This window comes from Parahoeflea halophila (assembly GCF_900220985.1).
Classification (GTDB): Bacteria; Pseudomonadota; Alphaproteobacteria; order Rhizobiales; family Rhizobiaceae; genus Hoeflea; species Hoeflea halophila.
The window spans coordinates 395,860-417,498 of the sequence record NZ_OCPC01000001.1; the positions used below are offsets into that span (position 1 = coordinate 395,860).

The window sequence follows — 21,639 nt, forward strand, 5'->3', positions numbered from 1 at the left end:
GCCGTTTCACCGCAGGTCACGCCACCCCCCTCCGCGTTTGCATGACCTCGATGGCCTCGCGGTAGATTTCTTCGACGATGTCGGCGGCCGGGGCAATGCTGCGCACGAGCGACACCCCTTGCCCGGCCCAAAGCGACATGGCTTCAACATTTCCCTGTGTGCCTTGGAGCGGGGTGTAGCTTTGGTACCTCAAGACGGCATCACCATTGGGCCGATGGCCGACAACTTCACCTTCGTCAGGGCGATTGCCCGGTGACGGTGAACCTGCCTCACGCCATTTCTGCGACGTCGAGTTGGACAAGGCACGATGCGGCGCATCCGGCCACGCAATGTCATAGAGATCATGGCTCCACTCCGTTTGCGTCTCGGTGGCGCTCAAGATGCGCTGGCGATACTCCGAGTGGATCGTGGCTTCCGTGCTGGCCAGGAAACGCGTGCCGATCCACACTCCCGACGCCCCGAGCATGATCGCTGCGGCCATTCCCCGGCCATCCGCGATGCCGCCTGCGGCGACGACGGGAATCCGGACCGCATCGGCGACCGCCGGAACGAGAGCCATGGTCGAGACTTGCCCCCAGACGTGGCCGCCCGCTTCCCAACCCTGTGCGATGATGACATCTGCACCGGCCTCTTCTGCGATCTTCGCTTCCTTAGCGCTCCCGACGCTCACCAGCACGACAAGTCCGCCGTCCTTGGCCGTTGCGATGGCAGAGGGCTCCATGCCCCAAAACAGCGATACTGCGTGGACCTTTTTGTCGATACAGGCCTGCAGCTGGTCCAAGTAAGGAAATGACAAATTCAGGTTGACGGCAAAATTCCGGCCCGTCAGCGCCCTGACCTGATCAATACCGGAAATGACTTGATCCACCGGTTTGCCCCACAAGGGGATCACACCGTAGCCACCTGCGCCGCAAACGGCCGCAACCAGATCGGGCCCGGCCGCACCACCCATGGGCGCGGACAGGATCGGTTTCTCGATACCCAGGAGCTTGCAAAGTTCAGTCCGCACTTTTCCAATCCCCCGGCTGATGATTACGGAGAGTTGGCCCGACATTTGACTTCACGTCAACCGCAGCCCCGCTGCAGGGAGCGCATCAGGCCTTCCGGCAATCGACCTCACCAGAGTAGCCGACCGTCATTGGATAGCAGAAGACCGCGAAATGCGGTCTGCATGTCGCGGCCGTGATTTGTTTGTCTGAATACGCAACGCCTTACATCAATTTGAACACCGACGGATCAGGACCATTGCGCAAGCCGATGTCGAGGCCTTCAATGGTCTTCATTTCGTCGTCGGTCAGGGAAAAATCGAACACATTAAGGTTCTCCGCCTGGCGGCCCGGATTGACCGAACGGGCGATCGCCGCGTGGCCGAGTTGCATGTGCCAGCGCAGGACAACCTGGGCCGGGCTCTTGCCGGTCCGGGCCGCGACAGCCTTGATCGGCTCGGCCTCGAAGGACTTGCCGTTGCCGAGCGGCGTCCAGGCCTGGGCGACGATCTTGCGGCTGTTGCAGAACGCCCGCAACTCCGGCTGCTGCAGTTGTGGGTTGATCTCGATCTGGTTGAGCACGGGCGCTTCACCGGTCTCCTCGATGACCCGCGTCAGATGGTCGGCATTGAAATTCGACACACCAATCGAACGGATCAGCCCTTCATCACGCATTTCGATCAGCGCCTTCCAGGTTTCGACATAAAGGTCCCGGCCCGGCACCGGCCAGTGGATCAGCACCAGATCGAGCTTGTCGACGCCGATGCTCTTCAGACTGCGCTCCACCGATGCCCGGGCCTTGTCGCGTCCCTGGTCACGGTTCCAGACTTTCGTGGTGACGAAGATTTCCTCGCGCGCCACGCCGGAATTCCTCAGACCTTCACCGAGACCGGTCTCGTTGCCGTAGATGAAAGCTCCGTCGATCAGCCGGTAGCCGGTCTTGATGGCGCTTTCGACCGCTGCTGCAGTCTCGTCCTGCGGAATCTGCCAGATGCCGAATCCCAGCTGCGGGATTGAGTTTCCGTCATGAAAGGCAATGGTGTTTTGGTCAGTCATACTCGTTCCTTGATTTCAATGAGGGCAAGCTGCGATTTCAGAGCTCGCATTTCCCCCACTTAGTCGCAGAGCCCCGAGCTACAACCCCTTTCGCCATTCCTTGGCGGTCATTTGGCGGCCCGGCCGCCAGGACCGATTTGGGCTCTCCTTGACGTGAATCAACGAATAACGACCGTTCTGCATTCAAATATTGGTATAGTTGCAACCTGATGGATTGTTAAGCCGGGGAGGACGAACCGTGAGTTTCTTTCGCGCAATCATGTCGGTTATTGCCAAACACCCGTATCAAACGGCGTTTCTGCTGATTCTGACCCTGTGGATACTCGGGGTGCGGACCTACAACATTGTCACGCTTGAAAAGGGCTATGCCCGGATCGCGGGCCTGCTGGAATCGGTCGAGGAGCTGAAGCAGGGCACAACCGCCTCGGATCTGTACGAGGCCAAGTATTTCGCCGCCATGAGCGCCGAAGTCTATCGTCTCTCAGACAGTCCGAAGCCGAAAACGTCTCCGGCAGCCTGTGACCTGGCTGAGATCCTTGCCGACTGGACACGCCTGCCGGCATCCGCCACCGTTCCTGCTATGCCGGACCACCGCGACGGCAACCAGGCAAGATGGGACGGCGCATTGAGCTACGCTGTCTGGTACCGGAGGATCAGTCCCGAAAAAGTCCAGGTCGCGCTGGTCTTTCGCGGCACCCAGACCTGGGGCGACTGGTGGAGCAACGCACGCTGGATTACCAAATATTCCGGTGCTGGATGGGACCAGTATGATCTCGCCCGCAGCATTGCGATCCACATTTCCGATCAATTGCTGGTCGATCACCCGGAACTCCAGGGGCTGGGCACGCCCGAAATCATCGCCACTGGCCATTCCCTCGGCGGCGGCCTGGCCCAGCACGCGGGCTATGCCAGCTCGCGCATCAAGCGCGTTTATTCCTTCAACGGCACCAGCGTCACCGGATTTTACGATATCCCCGACCGCGGCGTGAACAAGCAGGGACTACGGATCTACCGCATCAGCGAGCGCGGCGAAATCCTGGCTCTGCTGCGGGCCTTCATGAAGATCATCTACCCCGTAGTCGAGAAAAACCCGAAGATCATCGAGGCGACCTATAATTATGGCAGCCGCGGGCTGGTCACCCAGCACAGCATCGAGGATCTCGCCTGCGCACTTGCAAATGACTTCTAGCCCGATCAACTTGCGGGGCTGAGCCTCCACACCCCTGCCGGGTCCACCACGTCGGTTGCCGGGATCTCGATCGAATTCACATCGGCCCAGATCGGGGCGAAATCGCTGTAATGGCCGGAAAACACATTTCCCGACTGGCCAGTGGTCTGAATGTAAGTGGCCCGGTCGAGATCCGCCAGATCGAAAATCCCACGATAGCTTGCGGCATTGGTGTTGGCGTAAGGGTCGTCGTCATCCTGCACCTGGGTGCGCCCGCGATCCAGGGTGAACGGCCCGCCGCCGCTTTCGACCTCGACGTTGAAGAAACGTTTGAGCAGCCCGACTTCGCCAAACGGGCGGTGCGCGCCCCTGGCATAATGCGCCTCACCCCATCGCCACTGGCTGGCATCGTCGCCGTAGCGGGCACTCAGATCCGCAACGGCGGCGTCGAATGCCGCGCCGACGATCTGCTCGCAGCTCTCCTCGGCTTCGGTGGTGGCGATGTCGCACCAGTTGCGCGCGGTTTCCCCGTCGAGCAGCCGCTCCATCACCTTGCCGCGGATCCTGAACCAGTCCTCGAACAGGAAACCGAGATCATCCTCGAACGCCATGATCATGGCATGGCGCACCCAGGCCATGAACAAGAGCGGTTCGCTTGCGTCACGCGCCATGGTCTCGTCCCAGGACGCAAGAAGGGCGACCAGGTCCTGATCGGAGGCAGACAGGGATTTGCCCTCCAGTGCCTTGAGCATGCGCGGTTTCAGGCTCGCAAAGGCGGGCGAGAACACGTCGGCCTGTACCTGGCGTGACATCGCCACGGTGTGCTTTTCCTCCCTGCCGTTGATCAGCGCTTCGATGCGGTCCTGGCGGTAGGGTTCATCCCAGTCGAAGGTCAGGTGCAATGGGTAGTCCGGGCCTACGATCTTGGTGTTGGCGGTGGCAATCAACCCGCTTTCGGGATTGTTCTCGCGCGGCAGATCGCGGTAGGGCGCATAGCCGCGCCAGTCATAGATCGCATTCCAGCCAGGCGCCGGCGCACGCCCCATCAGCTGGTTGGCCGGATCGCGCCGCGGCAGCCGGCCGGCGGCAACAAAGCCGATATTGCCCGACCGGTCGCCCACCACCATCGACTGCATCGGTGTCACGAACACCTCGAACCCGGCCTGGAAATCCTCGACCGTGCGCATGTTGTAAAGGCGCGGGCCGGCCATCGCGGTGGTGTCGTCATGCGCTAGCGCCACCCATTGCAGTGCTGCAACCGTGTTGTCCGGCAGCAGCTTGTCAAAATCCTTGTAGCTGGCCGGAAACACCGGCCCATGCCGGGTCCAGCGGCGGGTAAAGCGCTGGTCGTCTCCACCCTTGACCTTGATGATCTCGTCCTTCGTGCCGAATTCCGCCCACCCCGTCGGCGTCAGGTATTCATCTTCATTGTCCGGGTTGACCCGCTCGACGAAGACGTCCTGGACATCCGACGCGGTGTTGGTGAACCCCCAGGCGATGTCATTGCCGCGCCCCAGCAACACGAACGGTGTGCCCGGCAGCGACGTGCCGATCAGGTGCCTTGGCTCGTCGAACTCCTCCGTGACCTCCATATGCGCGAGATACCAGACCGATGGCGCCATCAGTCCGAGATGCGGGTCATTGGCAACAATCGGCAGGCCGGACTGGGTGCGCTCACCCGAGATCACCCAGTTGTTGGACGCGCCTGTCGCCAGCACGCCGTCGATACCGGCAAAGCTGTCCGAGGCATCGGCAGAAACCATCTCAGCCCCGATCGGCCCGGTCTCGAGCCCGAGCAGCTTGGTCAGATCCGGCATGTCGGGCGCAGCGTCGACATCGAGATAAGGCAGCAGATCCTGGATCTCCGGCTCGCTCAGTCCGAGGCGGGCGAAACCCAGCCGCAGCGCTTCTTCGCCGAGATTTTGCGCCAGCGAGATCGACATCATCTTGATTGCGGTTAGCGTGTCGACCGGCCGCCACGGTTCCGGCTCATGGCCAAGGATCAGAAATTCCGGCGGTAACTTGGCCGAAAACACCCGCGGGTCGCGCTCCATCCAGGCATTGACTCCACGGGCATAGCCCTCGAGCATCGCCATCGTATCGGCATCCATGACACTGAGCGAACCTTCGGCCGCGTCGTGAATGCCCATCGTGCGAAGCCATATGTCGGTACCGACGGTGGCCTCACCAAACATCTCCGACAAACGTCCCTGCCCGGCCATGCGGCTGACTTCCATCTGCCAAAGCCGGTCCTGGGCGTGCGCGAAACCGAGACCGGCAGCCGCGTCAGCCCGGGTTTTGGCTTTGATATGGGGCACCCCGTTGCCATCCCGTGTGATCGTCACATCCTCGCCGAGGCCGGCGATCTGCATGGCGCCGTCGAGCGGTGCCTGTGATCGCGAAGCCCACAATATCCCGGCTCCCGCAACCATCACGGCCAGGGGAACAAGAAACAGAATGAGCTTGATAAGCCCTTTGAGGATACGCATCATGGGTCTATGTCCCTCCAAGGATCTGACAAGTTGCATTACGTAACTTGCAACAAGGTTAGGCGTAAAGCGCATTTGTGACAGAAGGATAGGCGAAATGGCAACAGTAGCATTCATTGGTCTGGGCGTTATGGGCTACCCCATGGCAGGACACCTCAAGACCAAGGGCGGCCATGAACTCCGGGTCTACAACCGTACCGCCGAGAAGGCCCGCAAATGGGCCGACGAGTTTGGCGGCACCGCCTGTGAAACCCCCGCGGACGCCGCCAAGGGGGCCGATTTCGTCTTCACCTGCGTCGGCAACGATGACGATCTGCGCGCAGTCACCCTGGCGCCGGGCGGTGTCCTGCACGGGATGAGCGAGGGCGCAATCCTGATCGACAACACCACCGCCTCCGCCGAAGTGGCGCGCGAACTCGCCAAGGCCTGCAGCGACAAGGGCTGCGGCTTTCTCGATGCGCCGGTCTCGGGCGGCCAGGCCGGCGCCGACAATGGCGTGCTCACCGTCATGGTCGGCGGTGATGAGGCAACCTTCGAAAAGGCAAGCCCGGTCATCGACGCCTATGCCCGAATGGTCGGCCTGATGGGTCCTGTCGGCAGCGGCCAACTGACCAAGATGATCAACCAGATCTGCATCGCAGGCCTGGTCCAAGGGCTCTCCGAAGGAATCCATTTCGGCAAGAAGGCCGGTCTCGACATCGAGAAGGTTGTCGAGGTGATCTCCAAGGGCGCCGCCGGCTCCTGGCAGATGGAAAACCGCCACAAGACCATGAACGCCGGCAAGTATGATTACGGTTTTGCCGTCGACTGGATGCGCAAGGACCTCGACATCGTGCTGACTGAAGCGAGGCGCAACGGCGCCAAGCTTCCTGTCACAGCGCTGGTTGACCAATTCTATGCCGACGTCCAGGCCATGGGCGGCAACCGCTGGGATACTTCCTCGCTGCTGGCGCGTCTGGAGAAGTAGATGCCGCCTCGCCGCCGGCCCGAAAACGCCGATTACACCGTGCCGGATATTCTGGCATGGCTTGAAGCAAGTGCGTCAGCGCATAACATTGCCGGTATGGCGCGCTTCGGGATTGACACCGGCAGCGCCTACGGGGTCGGCAACTCGGAGCTCCGCCCTTTCGCCAAGGCCCTGGGCCGCGACCATGAGCGCGCGCTGGAGCTGTGGCAGACCGGAAACCGCGAAGCCCGGCTGCTGGCGCTGTTTACCGAGGAGCCAGGGCGGGTGAGCCCGACCCAGGCCCGCGGCATGGCCGACGATTTCAACAGCTGGGAAATTGTCGACCACGCCGCCGACCTGTTTGTCGACGCGGGCCATCTTGACGAACTGGTGCCGGACCTTGCGAGCGACGAGCGTGAATTCGTCCGCCGCACCGCTTTCGCCATGCTGGCCTGGGCCGCCGTGCATCTGAAGAAACGCGACGACGCCGATTTCATCGCATACCTGCCGCTGATCGAGAGACACGCCACCGATCCGCGAAATTACGTCAAGAAGGCTGTCAACTGGGCGCTGCGCCAGATCGGCAAACGAAACTTCACCTGCCACGCCCCTGCCCTGGAACTGGCGCAAAAGCTCGCGGCGTCTGACGACAAGGCTGCCCGCTGGATCGGCAGTAACGCCGTCAAGGAGCTGACGGACGACAAGGTCCTCAAGCGTCTGGCCTCAAGAAATCCCTGATCCGCCAGAAAGATCAGAAACCGTCGGCTGCATCCTTGATGATCTCCGACAGAAGCGCATTCACCGCATCGCGCTCGCCGCCATCGGGCAACCGTCTGAACCCGATGGTGACAGCACCCGGCGCATCTTCGGTCTCGTAGGCGAACACGACATAGGGACAATAGGCGATGTCAGCGGCGTCGGCCTCCATCACCTTTCGCGACACAACCGCCGAGCAGAAGGTGAAGAACTCCGCATCCTTGTAGAGCGCCTTGCCGGCCTCGACGTCGCTTGCGGTGCGTTTCAGCATATCGCCGATGAAGCCGTGATAATCGATCTTGTAACCGCGGTTGACAATGGCGTTCTCGATCCCCGACGCAACATCTGCAAATGCCGCCTCACTGGTGACGGCCGTCACATCGTCGTCCGCGGCATGGGCGGCGTCTGCCATGAAGAAGATGGTCAGCGCTGTGGCAAGAAGCGTTTTCATGAGTTTCCTCCCGGTGGGATAATCCCCGACATATCGCATTTTCAGCATACACTGAAAAAGCGAGATCCGTGAGCGATCTGACCGCGGCGTTTTGCCATGCCGGCGCTGCAGCAGTTCATCCAGCCGCAGAAAAGCAGGACGTGCTCGCGTGCCGCATGATGCGCTTCATTCCATACCCGGCTCAGCTGGCTTCGGATTTCTCCTTGGCGAGCTGGATGTAATCGAGCGGAAGCTGCGTCGTGTACTTGATCTGCTCCATGGCAAAGGAGGATGAGACGTCGCGGATTTCGATCTTCGCGATCAGCCGCTTGTAGAACGCGTCATAGGCAGCAATATCCGGCACCACAACGCGCAGCAGATAGTCCACGTCCCCGCTCATCCGGTAGAACTCGACCACTTCCGGAAATTCGATGATGACCTCGGAAAAGCGTTTGAGCCATTCGTTGGAATGCGAGTTCGTCCGGATCGAAACGAACACCGTCACCTTGGCATTGACCGAGGCAGGATCAAGCAGTGCCACGCGGCGCTTGATAATCCCGTCTTCCTCGAGCTTCTGGATACGCCGCCAGCAGGGCGTTGTCGAAAGCCCGACCTTCTTGGCAATTTCAGCCACGGCCAAAGTGGCGTCTTCTTGCAGCAGGCGCAGAATTTTGCGGTCTAGGCGGTCCATGAGAGTCTCCAGGATCAGGAATGAGCTCCCTGATATCCCGCACGTTCAGCCGTGACAAAGAAAATTTTTCTCCCACAGCCGACTTTTGAGCATTCTCAATTCAAATCAGCGCTCCAGAAGCATCGATACCCGGCGTTTGAGCTCCGGCAGCAGGTCTGTTTCGAACCATGGGTTCTTTCTGATCCAACCGCTGTTGCGCCAGGAGGGATGCGGCAACGGCATCACCGGCGTCGGCGTGTCATTGGCGTAGAGGATAGAACGCCAGCTGCGGACCGTTTCAGTCAGCGACTTTTGCCTCAGCGACCCCAGGTGCCAGGCCTGTGCGTACTGCCCGATCGCCAGGATGAGCTTGAGCTGCGGCATCTGCGCCATCACCTGCTCACGCCAGGCCGGCGCGCACTCCTTGCGCGGCGGCAGGTCGCCGCCCTTGGCGTCCTGGCCCGGAAAGCAAAACCCCATCGGCACGATGGCGAAAAGGTCTGGATCGTAGAACTGCGCCTCGTTAACGCCAAGCCAGTCGCGCAGCCTGTTACCAGACGCATCGGTAAACGGTCTGCCGCTGGCATGCACTTTTGTACCCGGCGCCTGTCCGGCAATCAGGATCGGCGCACGCGACGAGGCAACGCAGACTGGCCTTGGCTCGTGCGGCAGGGCGCGTTCAGGACCACCTGCGGGATTGTCACGGCAGATCCGGCAGGCCGAAATCCTGGTGAGCAAGGCGCTCAGCTCCGGATCCCGGTCCTGTTCTTCAGTGGCCCTGCTCATGCTTGCGCCTAGATTTTGGCACTCGGCCGGGAAGACACGGTCTTGTACCAGCGCATCACATTGGCAAGATGCTCCGGCCGCTCGATCCGGGCCGGCTTCATGAAATCGAACCCGATCATCCCGGTGATGTCTGCGATCGTATAGCGGTCGCCGGCGATGAACTCGCGACCGGCCAGTTCCTTGTCGAGCAGTTCCAGAAATGCCAGCGCCTTGGGCCGGTTGACCTCGCCCCATTCTGCTAGTTGCGGCACTTCCCATTCCTTCATCGCCGGATGGGTATGGCGGAACGCGTTGGCGACCGCGCCGAGAAAGATCAACTCCACCCGGCGGTTCCACATTTCCACGATGGCCTTGTCCCTGGCATCGGTCCCCATCAGCGCCGGCTCGGGATGAAGCTCCTCGAAATAGCGGCAGATGGCCACCGTTTCCGAGATCGCCGTGCCGTCGTCGAGCTCAAGCACCGGAAGCCGCTGCAGCGGGTTGAGCCGGGTGACCTCCTCGGACTTGTGCCCCAGCTTGCCCATGTCCACCGGGACTTTTTCGACATCAATTCCCTTTTCGGCCAGAAACACGGTAACCCGGCGCGGATTTGGCGCCCGCCCGCCGTCATAAAGCTTCATAAAGTTTCCTCTCTCTCCCAAACACGGTGCCGATCAGACACCAAACAATCGCCTCAACATAGCTGTCAGTTCGGACAATCCCGAATGAAAATCCTCGTTCAGCCCGCCGTGAACCTTGCGCCACTGTTTCGGCGGCTCAAACTCGCCTGCCCACAGCCCTGCCTGTTGACTGCGGGCTTCGGCCTCGGCCGCGACATAATCACCGAACGCCACCGCCTGGCCTGAACGCACCATTGCCTGATTCAGGTCCACGCCACCTGCACTGCATCGGACCAGATCACGGCCGTAACGGTCAATGCCCTCCCCCCTGCAAATCACCTGATGATTTGCCACCAGGTCGCGGAGAAACGATGCCGCCTCGGTGCCGCACCCATACTCCCGGTCGTTCTTGCGGCAACGCTGTTTGAGTTCCGGCGCGTCGATGCCCTTGAGCCGCAATCGCCTGTTGCCCATTACAAGGCTATCGCCGTCCACCACGCGCACCTGGCCGGAAATATCGGTCGCAGCGAACCGTTCCAGGCGCGCTGCAGCATAGGCCGTACCGGCGAAAAGCAAGATAGCCACGCATATATCGACAAATCTGCGCCATCGCGGACGCGGTCGCCCATACCTGAACTTGCGAAATCTCATGTCGCCAGATGCACCTATTCGCCTTCCCTGTTCAAGCCGATTGATTGGCCGCAACGGCTCAATTGCAAACAGGTTCTTAAACTTTGGCGACTAGATTCTGGGCCCGAACGGAGAGACTGGACAACTGTGTCGACGCCCCAGACCATGACCGACAAGAACATTGTCGATCGCTCGCGCGCCCACAAGAACGCAGCGGTGATGAAGACCGTGCGCGCGACGCGCGAGAAACTGCAGCATGGCCGTGATGCGCTGCACGGCTTCGACAATGAAATGCTTCGTTTGCACATCAATGCGGTATTGCAGGGGGCGGCAGCTCCGCCGGTGCTGGTCATTCTGACTGCGGTCGGCGGCCTCTGGTTCGATGATGCCGTCTGGCTGCTGGCCTGGGCCCTGATGACGCTGGTGGTTTATGCTGGCCAGGTCCTGGTCGCCCGCCGCGCCTCGCGTGAGCACAGCAACGATGAGAGCTTCGGCCGCTGGCGCAATCGCTTTCTTGCCGCTTATGCAGTTTTGGGTCTCACCTGGGCCTTCTTTGGCTACCAGGATTGTACCACCTGCCAGGGCGATACTTTCGTGTTCTACAAATCCGCGGTGTTGCTGATTGCATTGGCCGCAACCGCCATGGCCGCCTTTGCCCTTCGCAACGCGCTCTATTTCACCGCATTGCCGATCATCGCGGCCCTCGCCTTGCGCGCAGGCCTCAGCCGCGACATGGCCGACGTTTCGATATTGGTGATGATCGTGGCCGCTGCGCTGTTTTTCGTCTTCATGTCGAAACGGCTTTATACCACCAACGTAAAGATGCTCAGCTATCAGACCGAGAAGGACGACCTGATCGCCGAACTGGAGGTCGCCAATTCGGTTTCGGACGAGGCCCGTCGCCGTGCCGAGGAATCAAACCTCGCCAAGTCACGGTTCCTGGCCTCGATGAGCCATGAATTGAGAACGCCGCTCAACGCCATTCTTGGCTTCTCCGAAGTCATGTCCGGCGAGGTTCTGGGCCCGATCGACAATCCCAGCTACAAGGAATATGTCGGCGACATTCACCGCTCCGGACAGCATCTCCTCAACCTGATCAACGAAATTCTCGACCTTTCGCGCATTGAAGCGGGACGCTACGAGCTCAACGAAGCCGCGCTGTCGCTCGCCGATATCGCAGACGATTGCATCGGGCTTGTACAGCTGAAGGCGCGCAGCAAGAACATTCGCATTATTGAGGCGTTCGAGGAGAACCTTCCGGCGGTCTGGGCTGACGAGAAATCCATACGCCAGGTCACCCTCAACCTGCTCTCTAATGCCGTCAAGTTTACCCCCTCGGGCGGCGAAATCCGCGTCAAGCTGGGCTGGACCGCGGGCGGCGGCCAGTACATCGCCATCAAGGACAACGGCCCGGGCATTGCCGAAGAGGAAATCCCGGTGGTGCTGTCGGCTTTCGGCCAGGGCTCGGTCGCCATCAAGAGCGCCGAACAGGGCACCGGCCTGGGCTTGCCGATTGTCCAGGCCATTCTCGCCAAGCACGGCGGCGAGTTCGTGCTCAAGTCCAAGCTGCGCGAAGGCACCGAAGGCATCGCAATCCTGCCGGCCAAGCGTGTTCTGGAGAGCATGGCGCCGGTCGAAGGTGTCGCCGGAGGCGCGGTCAAGAAGAAGCGAGCCTTCGCCTGAGCTCCGGCCTCGTTGCTACCGAATCGGACTTCACTCCTTGTTCGCTACGCCCGCCTGGGCGAATGTCGCCATGCCTGAATGACATTGCGCCGCCGATTTGACGATGCCTGCGGCCAGCGCCGCCCCGGTCCCCTCGCCCAGACGCATGCCCAGCGCCAGCAACGGTGTCTTGCCGAGCTTCTCGATCGCGGCCATGTGGCCGGGTTCAGCCGACACGTGCCCGATCATGCAATGATCGAGAGCTGCCGGATTGATGGCGTGCAGCACGGCGGCCGCGGCGGTTGCCACATAGCCGTCGATCAGCACCGGGATCCGTTCCGTTCGTGCGGCCAGAATCGCGCCAGCCATGGCCGCAATCTCGCGCCCGCCCAGGCGCCGCAGCAGCTCCAGCGGATCGCCGAGATGCGCCTTGTGCAGCGCGACCGCGGTTTCCACCGCGGCAATCTTGCGCGCCAGAACTTCGCCTTCGGAACCGGTACCCGGGCCGACCCAGTCAGCTGCAGACCCACCGTAGAGGCCGTAGAAGATGGCAGCCGCAATGGTCGTGTTGCCGATTCCCATCTCGCCAATGCAAAGCAGATCCGTACCACCCGCGATCGCCTCCATTCCGAATGCCATGGTGGCAGCGCATGTGCGCTCATCCATCGCCGCCTCGGTGGAAATGTCGCCGGTCGGCACTTCCAGAGCCAGGTCGAAGATCTTCAGCCCCAGATCATTGGCCACACAGATCTGGTTGATCGCAGCTCCGCCTGCAGCGAAATTCTCCACCATCTGTGCCGTCACCGAGGACGGGAAAGGCGTCACACCTTGCGCGGTCACCCCGTGGTTGCCGGCAAAGATTGCCACCAGCGGCCGCGTCACCTGCGGCTGCCGCCCGCTCCAGGCCGCCAGCCAGAACGCGATTTCTTCAAGCCGTCCCAAGGCACCCGCAGGCTTGGTCAGTTGCGAATCGCGTTGGCGCGCCGCTGCAAGAGCCTCCGTATCGGGTCCAGGCAGGTTGCGCAGGAGTTCGCGAAAATCGTCAAAGGGCAAACCGCTGGCACTCATTTTTCTCTCCAAGGTCATTCTGGCGCATGACGCGCGTCGCGGCCCGGTGTAATTGTCATTTCACCCAAGGACAACAACGTTAGCGACATCCAAGGTCTCGATCCGAATTCTTGTGCTGGCTGGAGAACCCAAATGCAGATCAGCGACTATATCGACGACATCGCCCGATCAACCGGCTTCCTGAGCCGGCTGCCGATGCCGGCGCACCATTTCGAGCGGCATGACGGATCTCTGTCCCGGGCTTCTGCGATGTTCCCCGCCGCGGGCCTGCTCATCGGCCTGTGTCCGGGGCTGCTCGTCGTGCTGCTGTCCTCCGTCAGCGCCAATCACGCTCTGACTGCTGTTCTCGCTCTTGCAGTGCTGATCGGCGTGACCGGCGCGCTGCACGAGGACGGGCTGGCTGATTCCGCCGACGCCTTCGGGGCCCGGGGCGGACGCGAACACATGCTGGAAATCATGAAGGACAGCCGCTCCGGCACCTATGGTGTGCTGGTCCTGCTGATCAGCTTCGCGCTGCGCGCCGTGTCCCTGACCATCATCCTCTCGGTCATTGGCGGCTGGAACACGTTGCTCGTCCTTCTGGCCGCCGCCGCCGCCTCGCGCGCAGCCATGGTCTGGCATTGGAGCCTCTTGCCACCTGCTCGTCAGAATGGCGTCGCCGCCTCCGTCGGCGCTCCTGATCAGGGCGCCCGGTCCACGGCGCTGATTGCGGGTGGGCTGCTCTTTGTCGTGCTGGCCAGCCTGGCTTGCGGCCTGTTCCCGGCGCTGTCTGGCCTGGTGCTCCTGGCTGCCATGACCGGCCTCTGGACATCCCTGGTCCGGCGCAGGCTGAAGGGCCATACCGGCGACACCATCGGCGCCACCCAGCAGATCGCGGAGACGGTTTGCCTCACCGCCCTTGCCCTTTTGCTGTGAAGCAACGATATAAACCGTTCACAGTGGCCGTTAACGAGCAGAATCCATGAGCATAGAATCCCCCTGCATCCTGATATGCTCGATCGACGACACGACCGGTTTCTGCTTCGGCTGTGGCCGCACCCGCGACGAAATCGCCGGATGGACCGGCTACTCGCCGGAAACAAGGCGGGTTGTGATGGCGGAGTTGCCGGCCCGGCTCGAAACCGTCGAACGCAAACCACGCCGGGAAACCAGGCGGCAGCGCATGGCGCGTGAACGGCAGGACATTTGAGACGAATGGTTTTCATACTCGCCCTGATGGGCGCCGCCCTCGCCGTGCTGATTTACAATCACGAAACCGGACTGAGTTTCGGCATTCCCAACACCGATCTCGCCAGCCTTGTCTATCTCGGCATGCTCGGGGCTGTTGTTGGCGCAGCCGTGTTCGGCGGACATCGTAACATCGGCGAAATGATACGCAACCTCATGATCTGGATGGTGCTGTTTCTGGGCCTTGCCACCGGCTGGCTCTACCAGGACCAGGCCAGGGACATGGTTCTGCGCGTGGCCGGCGGCCTCGCACCCGGCAGACCGGTGACCGTGTCGGATGAAAATGGCCCGGCCGTCCTGATCCGCAAATCACTGAACGGGCACTTCGAAGCTGCGGGCGCCGTCAACGGCGAACCGGTGAGCTTCCTCATCGATACCGGCGCAACCGCGATCGCGCTCTCGCATGCCGATGCCTTGAGCGTCGGCTTTTCCGAGGGTGATCTCAGCTACACGCTGGTGATAAACACCGCCAACGGCCGGGCACGCGCAGCCCCCGTTCGCCTCGACACGGTCACCGTAGGTTCGGTCGAGCGCAGCGGGTTGCGCGCCATGGTGGCCGAACCCGGGCGGCTGGATCAGAGCCTGCTGGGGATGAATTTCATTTCTTCTCTGACCGCATTTGAGATGCGCCGGGACGAAGTCATCCTGCGCGACTGAAGCGGCACGGCCAGCCCCATAGCGGCAAAATCAACCGAAATCGACGAGATTGGCTCCGCCGCTAGGCAGTGCAACTTTGGGCCGGATGGCCGAGCGCGCGGAAAGCCTCAGGCAAGCGACTCGCGGCAAAATTGCTGCAAATCCATCCCTGCGAAGTGGATTGCAGTCATTTTGTCGATTGCCTTCCCACTTTTCCGGTCACAGGTCGCGCCATGATTTCCAGTTACCAATCGTATAATTTCTACACCAAGGACTTCAATCTGACGCTCAGCCGGAAGGCCGCCGATCCGGTCGTCACCAGGGAAGCGCAATACTACCGCGACACGATCGGCTCGATCAAAACGGTCGATGAATTCCTGGCCAATGACAGGGTCTATGCCTATGCAATGAAGGCCTACGGTCTGGAAGAGATGACCTACGCCAAGGCGTTCATCCGGAAGGTGCTTGAAAGCGATCTCACGGACACCAGCAGCTTTGCCAACCTTCTCACCGACAGCAAGTACAAGACGCTGGCCGCAGCCTATGATTTCGGCAACACAGTCACCTCGGAGATCATCCAGACCACCAGCCAGATCGACGCCCTGATCGGCACCTACGAGCAATCTGTGCAGAGCAATGACGATCGGCTCCGGGAGGAAACCAATTACTTCAAGGCCGTGTCCCAGACCTTTACCAGTGTCGACGACCTGTTGCAGAACACCCGAGCGCGCGACTACGTCTTTTCGACCTTCGGCATCGATCCCAAGACCTACGACTACGAAACCTTGAGGGGCGTGCTCACCAGCGACATTGCCGATGCGAACAGCTACGTCAATTCGGTCATCGCACCCAAGGTCAGTGACTGGCTGGTCCAGGTTGACGACCTCAACACGCAACTGGCCGATCCGCTGAAGACGCCGGCGCAGAAAGAAAAGATCACTTACCTGATTACCCAGTACACCAAGGCCATCGACAAGGCCGACATGTATTACAACATGGCCGCCTCCTTTAATTTCAAGGCCGATGGCAGCCTGGATGCAGGCGTGGCGCCGATGAGCGAAGCGCAGCTCAAGATGGTCACGGAAAGCTACGTGCTTTCACAGCCGAGACTGACCTCCACCGGCGCACTGATCAACAAGCAGTATTACGAGGAGACCATCTCCACCATCACCACGATTGACGAGCTTCTGAACAATTCCCGTCTCAGCAGGATGATGCTGACAGCCTATGACATTCCGCTGACCACAAGCCGCGCCGATGTCAAATGGGCCCTGGAGCAGGACACCTCCGATCCCAATGGTGAGATCTACAGCAAAAGCGCGGGAATGATCGCGCTGGCAAAGGCCTTCAATTTTGAAGCCGACGGCTCGATCACGCCGGGCAAGGACATCCAGGACGCCGACCAGCTATACACCACCACCTCCAATTACATCGGCAAATACAATGATGCCGATGAAGAGGCTGATGCCGCGGCGATCGCCAAGTACAAGCTTTATATCGGACTTACCAGCAACCTCGATGACTTTCTGTCCGCCGAGCCCGCGGCAATTACCATCCGCGAATTTGCCCTCAAGGCCTTCAACATTTCTCCCGGTGAAGTCTCCACCTTCAAGCTGAAGCAGATCTTCACCAGCGACCCCTACGACCCCAACAGCTACGTCAACACCATGAAGGATGACCGGTTCGTCAAGCTGGCGAAAGCCTTCAACTTTGCCGCTGATGGCAGCATTGGATCACCCCGCTACGCACAGTCCGAAAACGAAATCACCCGGATCACCAAGGCCTACTACACGGCCGTGACCAGGCTCGACGACAGCGAATCGTCGAAGGCTGCAGCAGAGAAGGAGGCATCTTACTACCGGACCAGGCTGCAGACGCTGGAGACCGTGGACGATCTCCTGGCCGACACGCGGCTGCGCAACGTGCTCCTGGTTGCCGAAGGCCTCCGGCCGGTTGACGTCAGCACCGAAACGCTCCGCGCAGTGCTGATCTCGGACCTTGATGATCCCAACAGCTTCGCCAACCAGCAGACCGAGATCGGATTTCAGAAGATCGCCGGATCCTTCAACTTCGATGCCGATGGCTACATTCGTACAATTTCCAATCCCGGTGCGCAGAATGAGCGCGGCCTGGTGGAAACCCAGCGGCTCTATCTGACACAGGCGATCGAGGAAGAAGCAGGGCAGGAAAGCCTCGGCGCGCGCCTGGCACTCTATTTCGAGCGCATGGCGCCCACCCTGACCAGCAATTTCGACATCCTGGCAGACGACGCCCTGGCACAGTTCATCCGCACGACATTCTCGATCTCCGATGAAACCGCAGGCAGTGACATCGACAAGCAGAAGCAGATGCTCGACCGCTATCTCGATATCGACGATCTGATGGATCCGGAAAAGGTCCAGACCCTGGTACAGCGCTTCCTTGCGCTCTATGACATCGACAATGGCGCCCAGGACCCGATCCTGTCGGTTCTTGGCGGCAATACCGCGATCAACTTCGAGACAGTGGCGACACTGATGCAGCTGCGCTCGAGCTTCTGATGGATGCCGCGTTCAAATGGATTCATTAGAACGATAACGGACATGTAACCATTCAAGGTGTTGCAGCGACCTTGGCGCTTTCGCACGCATGTACTGACCTGAACCCTGGAGCGCTTCCCAGGACCGGCGATACAGCTCATCCCCTTTCCACCGGGCGGCACTAATGATCGTCGCGATTGGCGAATGCTCCGCAAGCCGTTCGGTCAGACCAGACTGTAGAGAAACCTTGCGGCCACCAACAGCAGGAACAGGCCAAAGCCGATTTCCAGCTGCCGCTTGTTGAGCGCATGCGCCATACTGACGCCCAGCGGTGCGACCACAAGCGTGATCGGAATGATCAGCGCCACCACCAACCAGTTAACGTAGCCAGTCGAAAACAGCGGCAGCGCCGCAACACCCCATCCTGCCCAGATGTAGCCGAACAGGCCGGGTATCGCGATCAGCACGCCGACACCGGCCGACGTCGCCACGGCCTGGTGCACCGGCCGATTGTAGAGCGTCATGAAGGTGTTGTTGAGAACCCCTCCACCAATTCCCATGAGACCGGACAGAAGTCCGATCAACCAACCGACGACGGCCCTGACCGGGTTGCCGGGTACCTGCACGCCCAGACGCCAGTTCTCCCTGTTGAGCAGCATCCTGATGCCCACCAGAATGGAAATCAGCGCAAAGATTGCCCTCAGCCCCCCGCTTGAGATCGAGGCGGCGATCAGCGATGCGGAGAGAACCCCCAGCGGCACAGCCAGGATCCAGCTGCGCAGCAGCTCGTGATCAACCGCACCGCGCTTTCTGTGTGACAGGAACGAGCGGATCGAGGTCGGCACGATGATCGCCAGCGAAGTGCCGACAGAGAGGTGCATTCGCACCGCATCATCGACCTGCAGCAGCCCGAACAATTGGTAGAACACCGGAACCAGGATCGCTCCGCCGCCAATGCCGAACAGGCCGGCCAGGATTCCGGCCACTCCTCCGGCCGCGGCAAGCGCTGCCGCAAACCAGATCAAATCCCCCGGCAGTGGCATCTATGCATATTCCTTGTTCATGAAAATCCCGGTCCGGATCTATGAGACCTCGCCACCGGCTGTAGACGAATCCGCCCCTGTCATCAAACAGAGACATTCCTCAGCCATTGTCCAGCCATGGCCGAAACAATCGCAACCGGCCACCGGGATTTCCGTGACCACCCGCCGCAGGTCCCCACGGGAATCTTCCCGATCCGGTATGACGCCCCATCTCCGGCAACGGGTTGAAGGCTGGCTTGTCCGGCCTTCTTTTTTGCCCGATTGCGGCTGGACTGTTGTGGATAATCTTGACCTGTCACCCGGTCCCGGTCAGTCGCAGTGCCGGTAACCGCGCTTTCGTGACCTCAGGTCGAAATGGAAATGATCCCGGTGATGGATGTCGCTGCCCGGGCCGAGAACCGTGGTGAAATATTTGCAACTGTCGTTGCGTACTGTTTTCAGCAGGCTTTTTTCACGGAAAGAAAAGAATCCCGGCTTTCTCACGGCAATCGACTGGCCATTGTTCAGCGTGATCTTGCCCACATCGATGGCGTTGCCGCTGGCATGTTCGGACATCGGCGCACCGCGTTTCGAATTCATCGTCCGGCAGGAATAGGATGAGAGCTGGCGGATGGACTTCACCCCGGAGAGATAGCGAAGCCGGGCCGCCGGTGCGAGTTCGTTCTTGACCCACTGGGCGAAAGCGTCGGTGATCTGGCAATTGAGCTTGGCCGCAGGCTTGATCTCGATCCCGCCCGACAATTCGGTGACTTCGACCGGATAGGGAATGGAGCAGCCCTTGCCGCTGTTGATGGCCGGAAGATCGCGATAGGTCACTCCCAGGCGCTTGAGCCGGTTGCGACATGCCTTTTCCGCGGCAGGCATTCCGCCCGCCCATTGCGGCGCACTCATCGGGTTGCTGATCCGCGGCATCAGACCGGCCATCTGCACCGGATTCTCCTGGATGCTGGTGTCCTGCACCTGCAGATTCGAGCCATTGCCCGCCGGATAGCCGGACATGGTGGCCAATTGCGGATTGTCGGTGCCGATACCGGTCACGATCGGCTGCTCCACCCTGCCTTCCGGCAAGGCAGAAGTCATCTGGTTCGCGTCCACACCGGCCGAGACCGGGTAGGCAAGCACGTTCTGCATCGGCGCATCGGGGCCGCTGGGTATTCGCGTTTCCGTCCCGTCGGCGAACATGGCCGGCGCAAGCGGCGCACTTGTCATCATCGCCGGCGCCGCGGGTTCGCTCAGGATCGTGGGAGCAGCCGGCTGCACCGACAGCAGTTCACCCGGAGGCGCCATGTCGCCTGAACAGCCACCAGCCAGCAGGGCCGTCGTCAAGACCAACCCCGCTGAAACCAGCGACAGGCGGCGGGAATTGGGTACGCAGGACAACATGGATTGCTCCGGAAAAACGCAAGACTACGAGCAGGAATCGCACATAACAGTAAAGGAAGGCTGATGCCGCGCGTTAACGCCTGAGGCAATATTGCGGCAAACCCCGGCACGATCTGCAGCCGCAGCTCCGTGTCGGCAACAGTGAGGTGACGACCTGGCCGGCCAAAAGCAATCCCCGACATTCTCCTCCGAGCACTCTTCAAAACCTTCCGGCGGCGGGTTAAACCAAAGCATCAACGAGGAGACGCGCATGACCACCCCGACCGGCGAACTGACCCTGCGGACACTGGCCATGCCGGCGGATGCCAACGCCGCTGGCGACATCTTCGGCGGCTGGGTCATGGCTCAGATGGACCTGGCCTGCGGCATCCGTGCCGCCGAGCGCGCAAGGGGACGCGTTGTCACCGCGGCCGTCAACGAGATGTCCTTTGCCATGCCGGTCAAGATCGGCGACACGCTGTGCATCTACACCGATATCGTCAAGGTCGGGCGCACCTCGATGACGCTGCTGGTCGAGGCCTGGGCCCAGCGTTACCTGTCGCCGCAGATGGACAAGGTCACAAATGCGCTGTTTGTCATGGTGGCGCTGGATGCAGCCAACAAGCCGACACCCCTGCCCCCCGAGTAAGGCATAATCGTCAGGCAGGGACCACTGAATCAATGTATCAAGCACCCGATTCAAAATGCCAAAACTGCCGCTCAAGCACCTGAAATGATTAACCTATTCGAGCGCAACAAGGACCTTCCGCCACGCTCGACACCACCACTCGCCTCACTCTTCGGCTGCGCGCGGCTCGCTCATTTCATAGAGGTAAAGCCGCGTCTTGCGTCGGTCGGACAACTCCCAGATTTCCGATGGCTTAAGGCCCGGCACTCCGAAACTGTTGGAGACCAGCAGGCTGCCCGGCTTCATCTCCCGCCGCGCCTTGTCGTAAAGCGCCGGCATCGGTTCCGGCGACAGGAAGACATAGACCACGTCCTGATCCGAAATATCGGTTGTCCAGATATCCTGCCGCAGCATCCTGCCTCGCCTCTGGATTTTCGACAGGATCGCCGACACCAGCCAGACCAGCGGCGCGGTCTCCACACCCGTCGCCTGCCGCCCTTCGCCATCCAGCGCACGCACGACACCGCCGAACCCGGACCCCAGGTCAATGAAGCGGCGGGCGTTGCGTTGCTGCATCAGCGACGCCAGCGCCTCGGTCGTGGCCCGGTTGGTAAGATAGAGCGGCACCCGCTCCCGCGCGGTGTTGGAAAACAGCAGGTACAGAACCACGAACCCAAGGCCGAATGGCCAGGCCGGCAAGTCTCCGGCGTACAGTGCCAACGCCATGGCCGCGGGAAAACAAAGCCCGATCCAGATCCACCAGACCGGAAGACCGAGCAGCTTCGTTACAAGCGCAGCAACCACGCTTTGCACCAGCAGCGCAGACCAGAACAGGATCCGCGCGTCAAACCTATCGGCAGCTCCGAGCACAAGCGCGAACACGAGCGCACCGGCAACGATCTGGGCGGCGATGGCGCCGATGATCGGATAGGAGCGGAGAAGCTTCATGTCATCTCCCGTCGATTGGCGGCATTGCCA

General features: G+C 60.9%; 21 protein-coding genes. 9 read left to right on the plus strand and 12 right to left on the minus strand.

All coding sequences use genetic code 11. The annotated features are described in order from the left end of the window. Window positions 1–16: 16 nt before the first annotated feature. Window positions 17–1,054, minus strand: a complete 1,038-nt coding sequence (locus tag CRO46_RS01945) for an NAD(P)H-dependent flavin oxidoreductase (protein WP_210421469.1) — start codon at window positions 1,052–1,054, stop codon at window positions 17–19. 157 nt (window positions 1,055–1,211) lie between these two features. Then, a complete protein-coding gene (locus CRO46_RS01950; protein ID WP_097104510.1) occupies window positions 1,212–2,042 on the minus strand; it encodes an aldo/keto reductase in 831 nt (276 codons plus the stop codon). Window positions 2,043–2,280: 238 nt separating this feature from the next. Between CRO46_RS01950 and CRO46_RS01955 the strand changes: the two genes are divergently transcribed. Then, entirely contained in the window at window positions 2,281–3,231 is a 951-nt protein-coding gene (locus CRO46_RS01955; RefSeq protein ID WP_143438917.1) for a Tle-like phospholipase domain-containing protein, read from the plus strand. A gap of 5 nt (window positions 3,232–3,236) precedes the next feature. Here the strand turns inward: CRO46_RS01955 and CRO46_RS01960 are convergent, their stop codons facing one another. Continuing rightward, on the minus strand, window positions 3,237–5,702 hold the full coding sequence (locus CRO46_RS01960) for a penicillin acylase family protein (protein WP_179758915.1): 2,466 nt from the start codon (window positions 5,700–5,702) through the stop codon (window positions 3,237–3,239). Between the two features lie 94 nt (window positions 5,703–5,796). Here CRO46_RS01960 and CRO46_RS01965 point away from each other — a divergent pair, with 94 nt between their 5' ends. Beyond that, window positions 5,797–6,666 (plus strand): NAD(P)-dependent oxidoreductase, encoded by an 870-nt coding sequence (locus tag CRO46_RS01965; RefSeq protein ID WP_097104516.1) that lies wholly within the window; start codon window positions 5,797–5,799, stop codon window positions 6,664–6,666. Then, window positions 6,667–7,383 (plus strand): DNA alkylation repair protein, encoded by a 717-nt coding sequence (locus tag CRO46_RS01970; protein ID WP_097104517.1) that lies wholly within the window; start codon window positions 6,667–6,669, stop codon window positions 7,381–7,383. It abuts the gene before it with no gap. Window positions 7,384–7,396: 13 nt separating this feature from the next. On the opposite strand, the gene CRO46_RS01975 is transcribed toward CRO46_RS01970, so the two are convergent. From CRO46_RS01975 to CRO46_RS01995, 5 genes are all read right to left on the minus strand, one after another. Continuing rightward, entirely contained in the window at window positions 7,397–7,852 is a 456-nt protein-coding gene (locus CRO46_RS01975) for a DUF302 domain-containing protein (protein ID WP_097104518.1), read from the minus strand. Window positions 7,853–8,033: 181 nt separating this feature from the next. Further along, window positions 8,034–8,522, minus strand: coding sequence for an Lrp/AsnC family transcriptional regulator (locus CRO46_RS01980; protein ID WP_097104519.1), 489 nt, complete (start codon window positions 8,520–8,522; stop codon window positions 8,034–8,036). 105 nt (window positions 8,523–8,627) lie between these two features. Further along, window positions 8,628–9,287, minus strand: coding sequence for a uracil-DNA glycosylase family protein (locus CRO46_RS01985; protein WP_097104520.1), 660 nt, complete (start codon window positions 9,285–9,287; stop codon window positions 8,628–8,630). 8 nt (window positions 9,288–9,295) lie between these two features. Further along, complete coding sequence (locus tag CRO46_RS01990) at window positions 9,296–9,907, minus strand: glutathione S-transferase (protein ID WP_097104522.1); 612 nt, start codon at window positions 9,905–9,907, stop codon at window positions 9,296–9,298. Between the two features lie 33 nt (window positions 9,908–9,940). Continuing rightward, window positions 9,941–10,462 carry a thermonuclease family protein gene (locus tag CRO46_RS01995; protein ID WP_179758916.1) on the minus strand — a complete coding sequence of 174 codons (522 nt, stop codon included), beginning with the start codon at window positions 10,460–10,462 and terminating at the stop codon, window positions 9,941–9,943. 219 nt (window positions 10,463–10,681) lie between these two features. On the opposite strand from CRO46_RS01995, the gene CRO46_RS02000 reads away from it, so the two are divergent. Beyond that, on the plus strand, window positions 10,682–12,199 hold the full coding sequence (locus CRO46_RS02000) for a sensor histidine kinase (RefSeq protein ID WP_210421489.1): 1,518 nt from the start codon (window positions 10,682–10,684) through the stop codon (window positions 12,197–12,199). Window positions 12,200–12,229: 30 nt separating this feature from the next. Here CRO46_RS02000 and cobT read toward each other — a convergent pair whose 3' ends face one another. Continuing rightward, window positions 12,230–13,246, minus strand: a complete 1,017-nt coding sequence (cobT, locus tag CRO46_RS02005) for a nicotinate-nucleotide--dimethylbenzimidazole phosphoribosyltransferase (protein ID WP_097104526.1) — start codon at window positions 13,244–13,246, stop codon at window positions 12,230–12,232. 132 nt (window positions 13,247–13,378) lie between these two features. Here cobT and cobS point away from each other — a divergent pair, with 132 nt between their 5' ends. The 4 genes from cobS (at window position 13,379) to CRO46_RS02025 (ending at window position 17,649) form a co-directional block, all read left to right on the plus strand. Beyond that, window positions 13,379–14,161, plus strand: coding sequence for an adenosylcobinamide-GDP ribazoletransferase (cobS, locus tag CRO46_RS02010; protein WP_097104527.1), 783 nt, complete (start codon window positions 13,379–13,381; stop codon window positions 14,159–14,161). Between the two features lie 46 nt (window positions 14,162–14,207). Beyond that, entirely contained in the window at window positions 14,208–14,435 is a 228-nt protein-coding gene (locus CRO46_RS02015) for a DUF1289 domain-containing protein (protein WP_097104529.1), read from the plus strand. A gap of 5 nt (window positions 14,436–14,440) precedes the next feature. Next, a complete protein-coding gene (locus CRO46_RS02020; RefSeq protein WP_097104531.1) occupies window positions 14,441–15,130 on the plus strand; it encodes a TIGR02281 family clan AA aspartic protease in 690 nt (229 codons plus the stop codon). 212 nt (window positions 15,131–15,342) lie between these two features. Next, window positions 15,343–17,649: a DUF1217 domain-containing protein gene (locus CRO46_RS02025; protein ID WP_143438918.1), complete on the plus strand. Its 2,307-nt coding sequence runs from the start codon at window positions 15,343–15,345 to the stop codon at window positions 17,647–17,649. Between the two features lie 203 nt (window positions 17,650–17,852). On the opposite strand, the gene CRO46_RS02030 is transcribed toward CRO46_RS02025, so the two are convergent. Both CRO46_RS02030 and CRO46_RS02035 read right to left on the minus strand, forming a co-directional pair. After that, complete coding sequence (locus tag CRO46_RS02030) at window positions 17,853–18,671, minus strand: sulfite exporter TauE/SafE family protein (RefSeq protein WP_097104534.1); 819 nt, start codon at window positions 18,669–18,671, stop codon at window positions 17,853–17,855. Window positions 18,672–18,980: 309 nt separating this feature from the next. Beyond that, window positions 18,981–20,054, minus strand: a complete 1,074-nt coding sequence (locus CRO46_RS02035) for an extensin-like domain-containing protein (RefSeq protein WP_097104536.1) — start codon at window positions 20,052–20,054, stop codon at window positions 18,981–18,983. Window positions 20,055–20,304: 250 nt separating this feature from the next. On the opposite strand from CRO46_RS02035, the gene CRO46_RS02040 reads away from it, so the two are divergent. Continuing rightward, a complete protein-coding gene (locus CRO46_RS02040; protein ID WP_097104538.1) occupies window positions 20,305–20,682 on the plus strand; it encodes an acyl-CoA thioesterase in 378 nt (125 codons plus the stop codon). A 144-nt stretch (window positions 20,683–20,826) separates the two neighbouring features. On the opposite strand, the gene CRO46_RS02045 is transcribed toward CRO46_RS02040, so the two are convergent. After that, window positions 20,827–21,609, minus strand: a complete 783-nt coding sequence (locus CRO46_RS02045) for a hypothetical protein (protein ID WP_097104540.1) — start codon at window positions 21,607–21,609, stop codon at window positions 20,827–20,829. Window positions 21,610–21,639 lie beyond the last annotated feature (30 nt).

Coding starts and splice junctions, on each gene's coding strand:
- CRO46_RS01945 (WP_210421469.1), bottom strand. CDS start 1,054: ATGTCGGGCCAACTCTCCGTAATCATCAGCCGGGGGATTGGAAAAGTG.
- CRO46_RS01950 (WP_097104510.1), bottom strand. CDS start 2,042: ATGACTGACCAAAACACCATTGCCTTTCATGACGGAAACTCAATCCCG.
- CRO46_RS01960 (WP_179758915.1), bottom strand. CDS start 5,702: ATGATGCGTATCCTCAAAGGGCTTATCAAGCTCATTCTGTTTCTTGTT.
- CRO46_RS01965 (WP_097104516.1), top strand. CDS start 5,797: ATGGCAACAGTAGCATTCATTGGTCTGGGCGTTATGGGCTACCCCATG.
- CRO46_RS01970 (WP_097104517.1), top strand. CDS start 6,667: ATGCCGCCTCGCCGCCGGCCCGAAAACGCCGATTACACCGTGCCGGAT.
- CRO46_RS01975 (WP_097104518.1), bottom strand. CDS start 7,852: ATGAAAACGCTTCTTGCCACAGCGCTGACCATCTTCTTCATGGCAGAC.
- CRO46_RS01980 (WP_097104519.1), bottom strand. CDS start 8,522: ATGGACCGCCTAGACCGCAAAATTCTGCGCCTGCTGCAAGAAGACGCC.
- CRO46_RS01985 (WP_097104520.1), bottom strand. CDS start 9,287: ATGAGCAGGGCCACTGAAGAACAGGACCGGGATCCGGAGCTGAGCGCC.
- CRO46_RS01990 (WP_097104522.1), bottom strand. CDS start 9,907: ATGAAGCTTTATGACGGCGGGCGGGCGCCAAATCCGCGCCGGGTTACC.
- CRO46_RS02000 (WP_210421489.1), top strand. CDS start 10,682: ATGACCGACAAGAACATTGTCGATCGCTCGCGCGCCCACAAGAACGCA.
- cobT (WP_097104526.1), bottom strand. CDS start 13,246: ATGAGTGCCAGCGGTTTGCCCTTTGACGATTTTCGCGAACTCCTGCGC.
- cobS (WP_097104527.1), top strand. CDS start 13,379: ATGCAGATCAGCGACTATATCGACGACATCGCCCGATCAACCGGCTTC.
- CRO46_RS02015 (WP_097104529.1), top strand. CDS start 14,208: ATGAGCATAGAATCCCCCTGCATCCTGATATGCTCGATCGACGACACG.
- CRO46_RS02020 (WP_097104531.1), top strand. CDS start 14,441: ATGGTTTTCATACTCGCCCTGATGGGCGCCGCCCTCGCCGTGCTGATT.
- CRO46_RS02025 (WP_143438918.1), top strand. CDS start 15,343: ATGATTTCCAGTTACCAATCGTATAATTTCTACACCAAGGACTTCAAT.
- CRO46_RS02030 (WP_097104534.1), bottom strand. CDS start 18,671: ATGCCACTGCCGGGGGATTTGATCTGGTTTGCGGCAGCGCTTGCCGCG.
- CRO46_RS02035 (WP_097104536.1), bottom strand. CDS start 20,054: ATGTTGTCCTGCGTACCCAATTCCCGCCGCCTGTCGCTGGTTTCAGCG.
- CRO46_RS02040 (WP_097104538.1), top strand. CDS start 20,305: ATGACCACCCCGACCGGCGAACTGACCCTGCGGACACTGGCCATGCCG.
- CRO46_RS02045 (WP_097104540.1), bottom strand. CDS start 21,609: ATGAAGCTTCTCCGCTCCTATCCGATCATCGGCGCCATCGCCGCCCAG.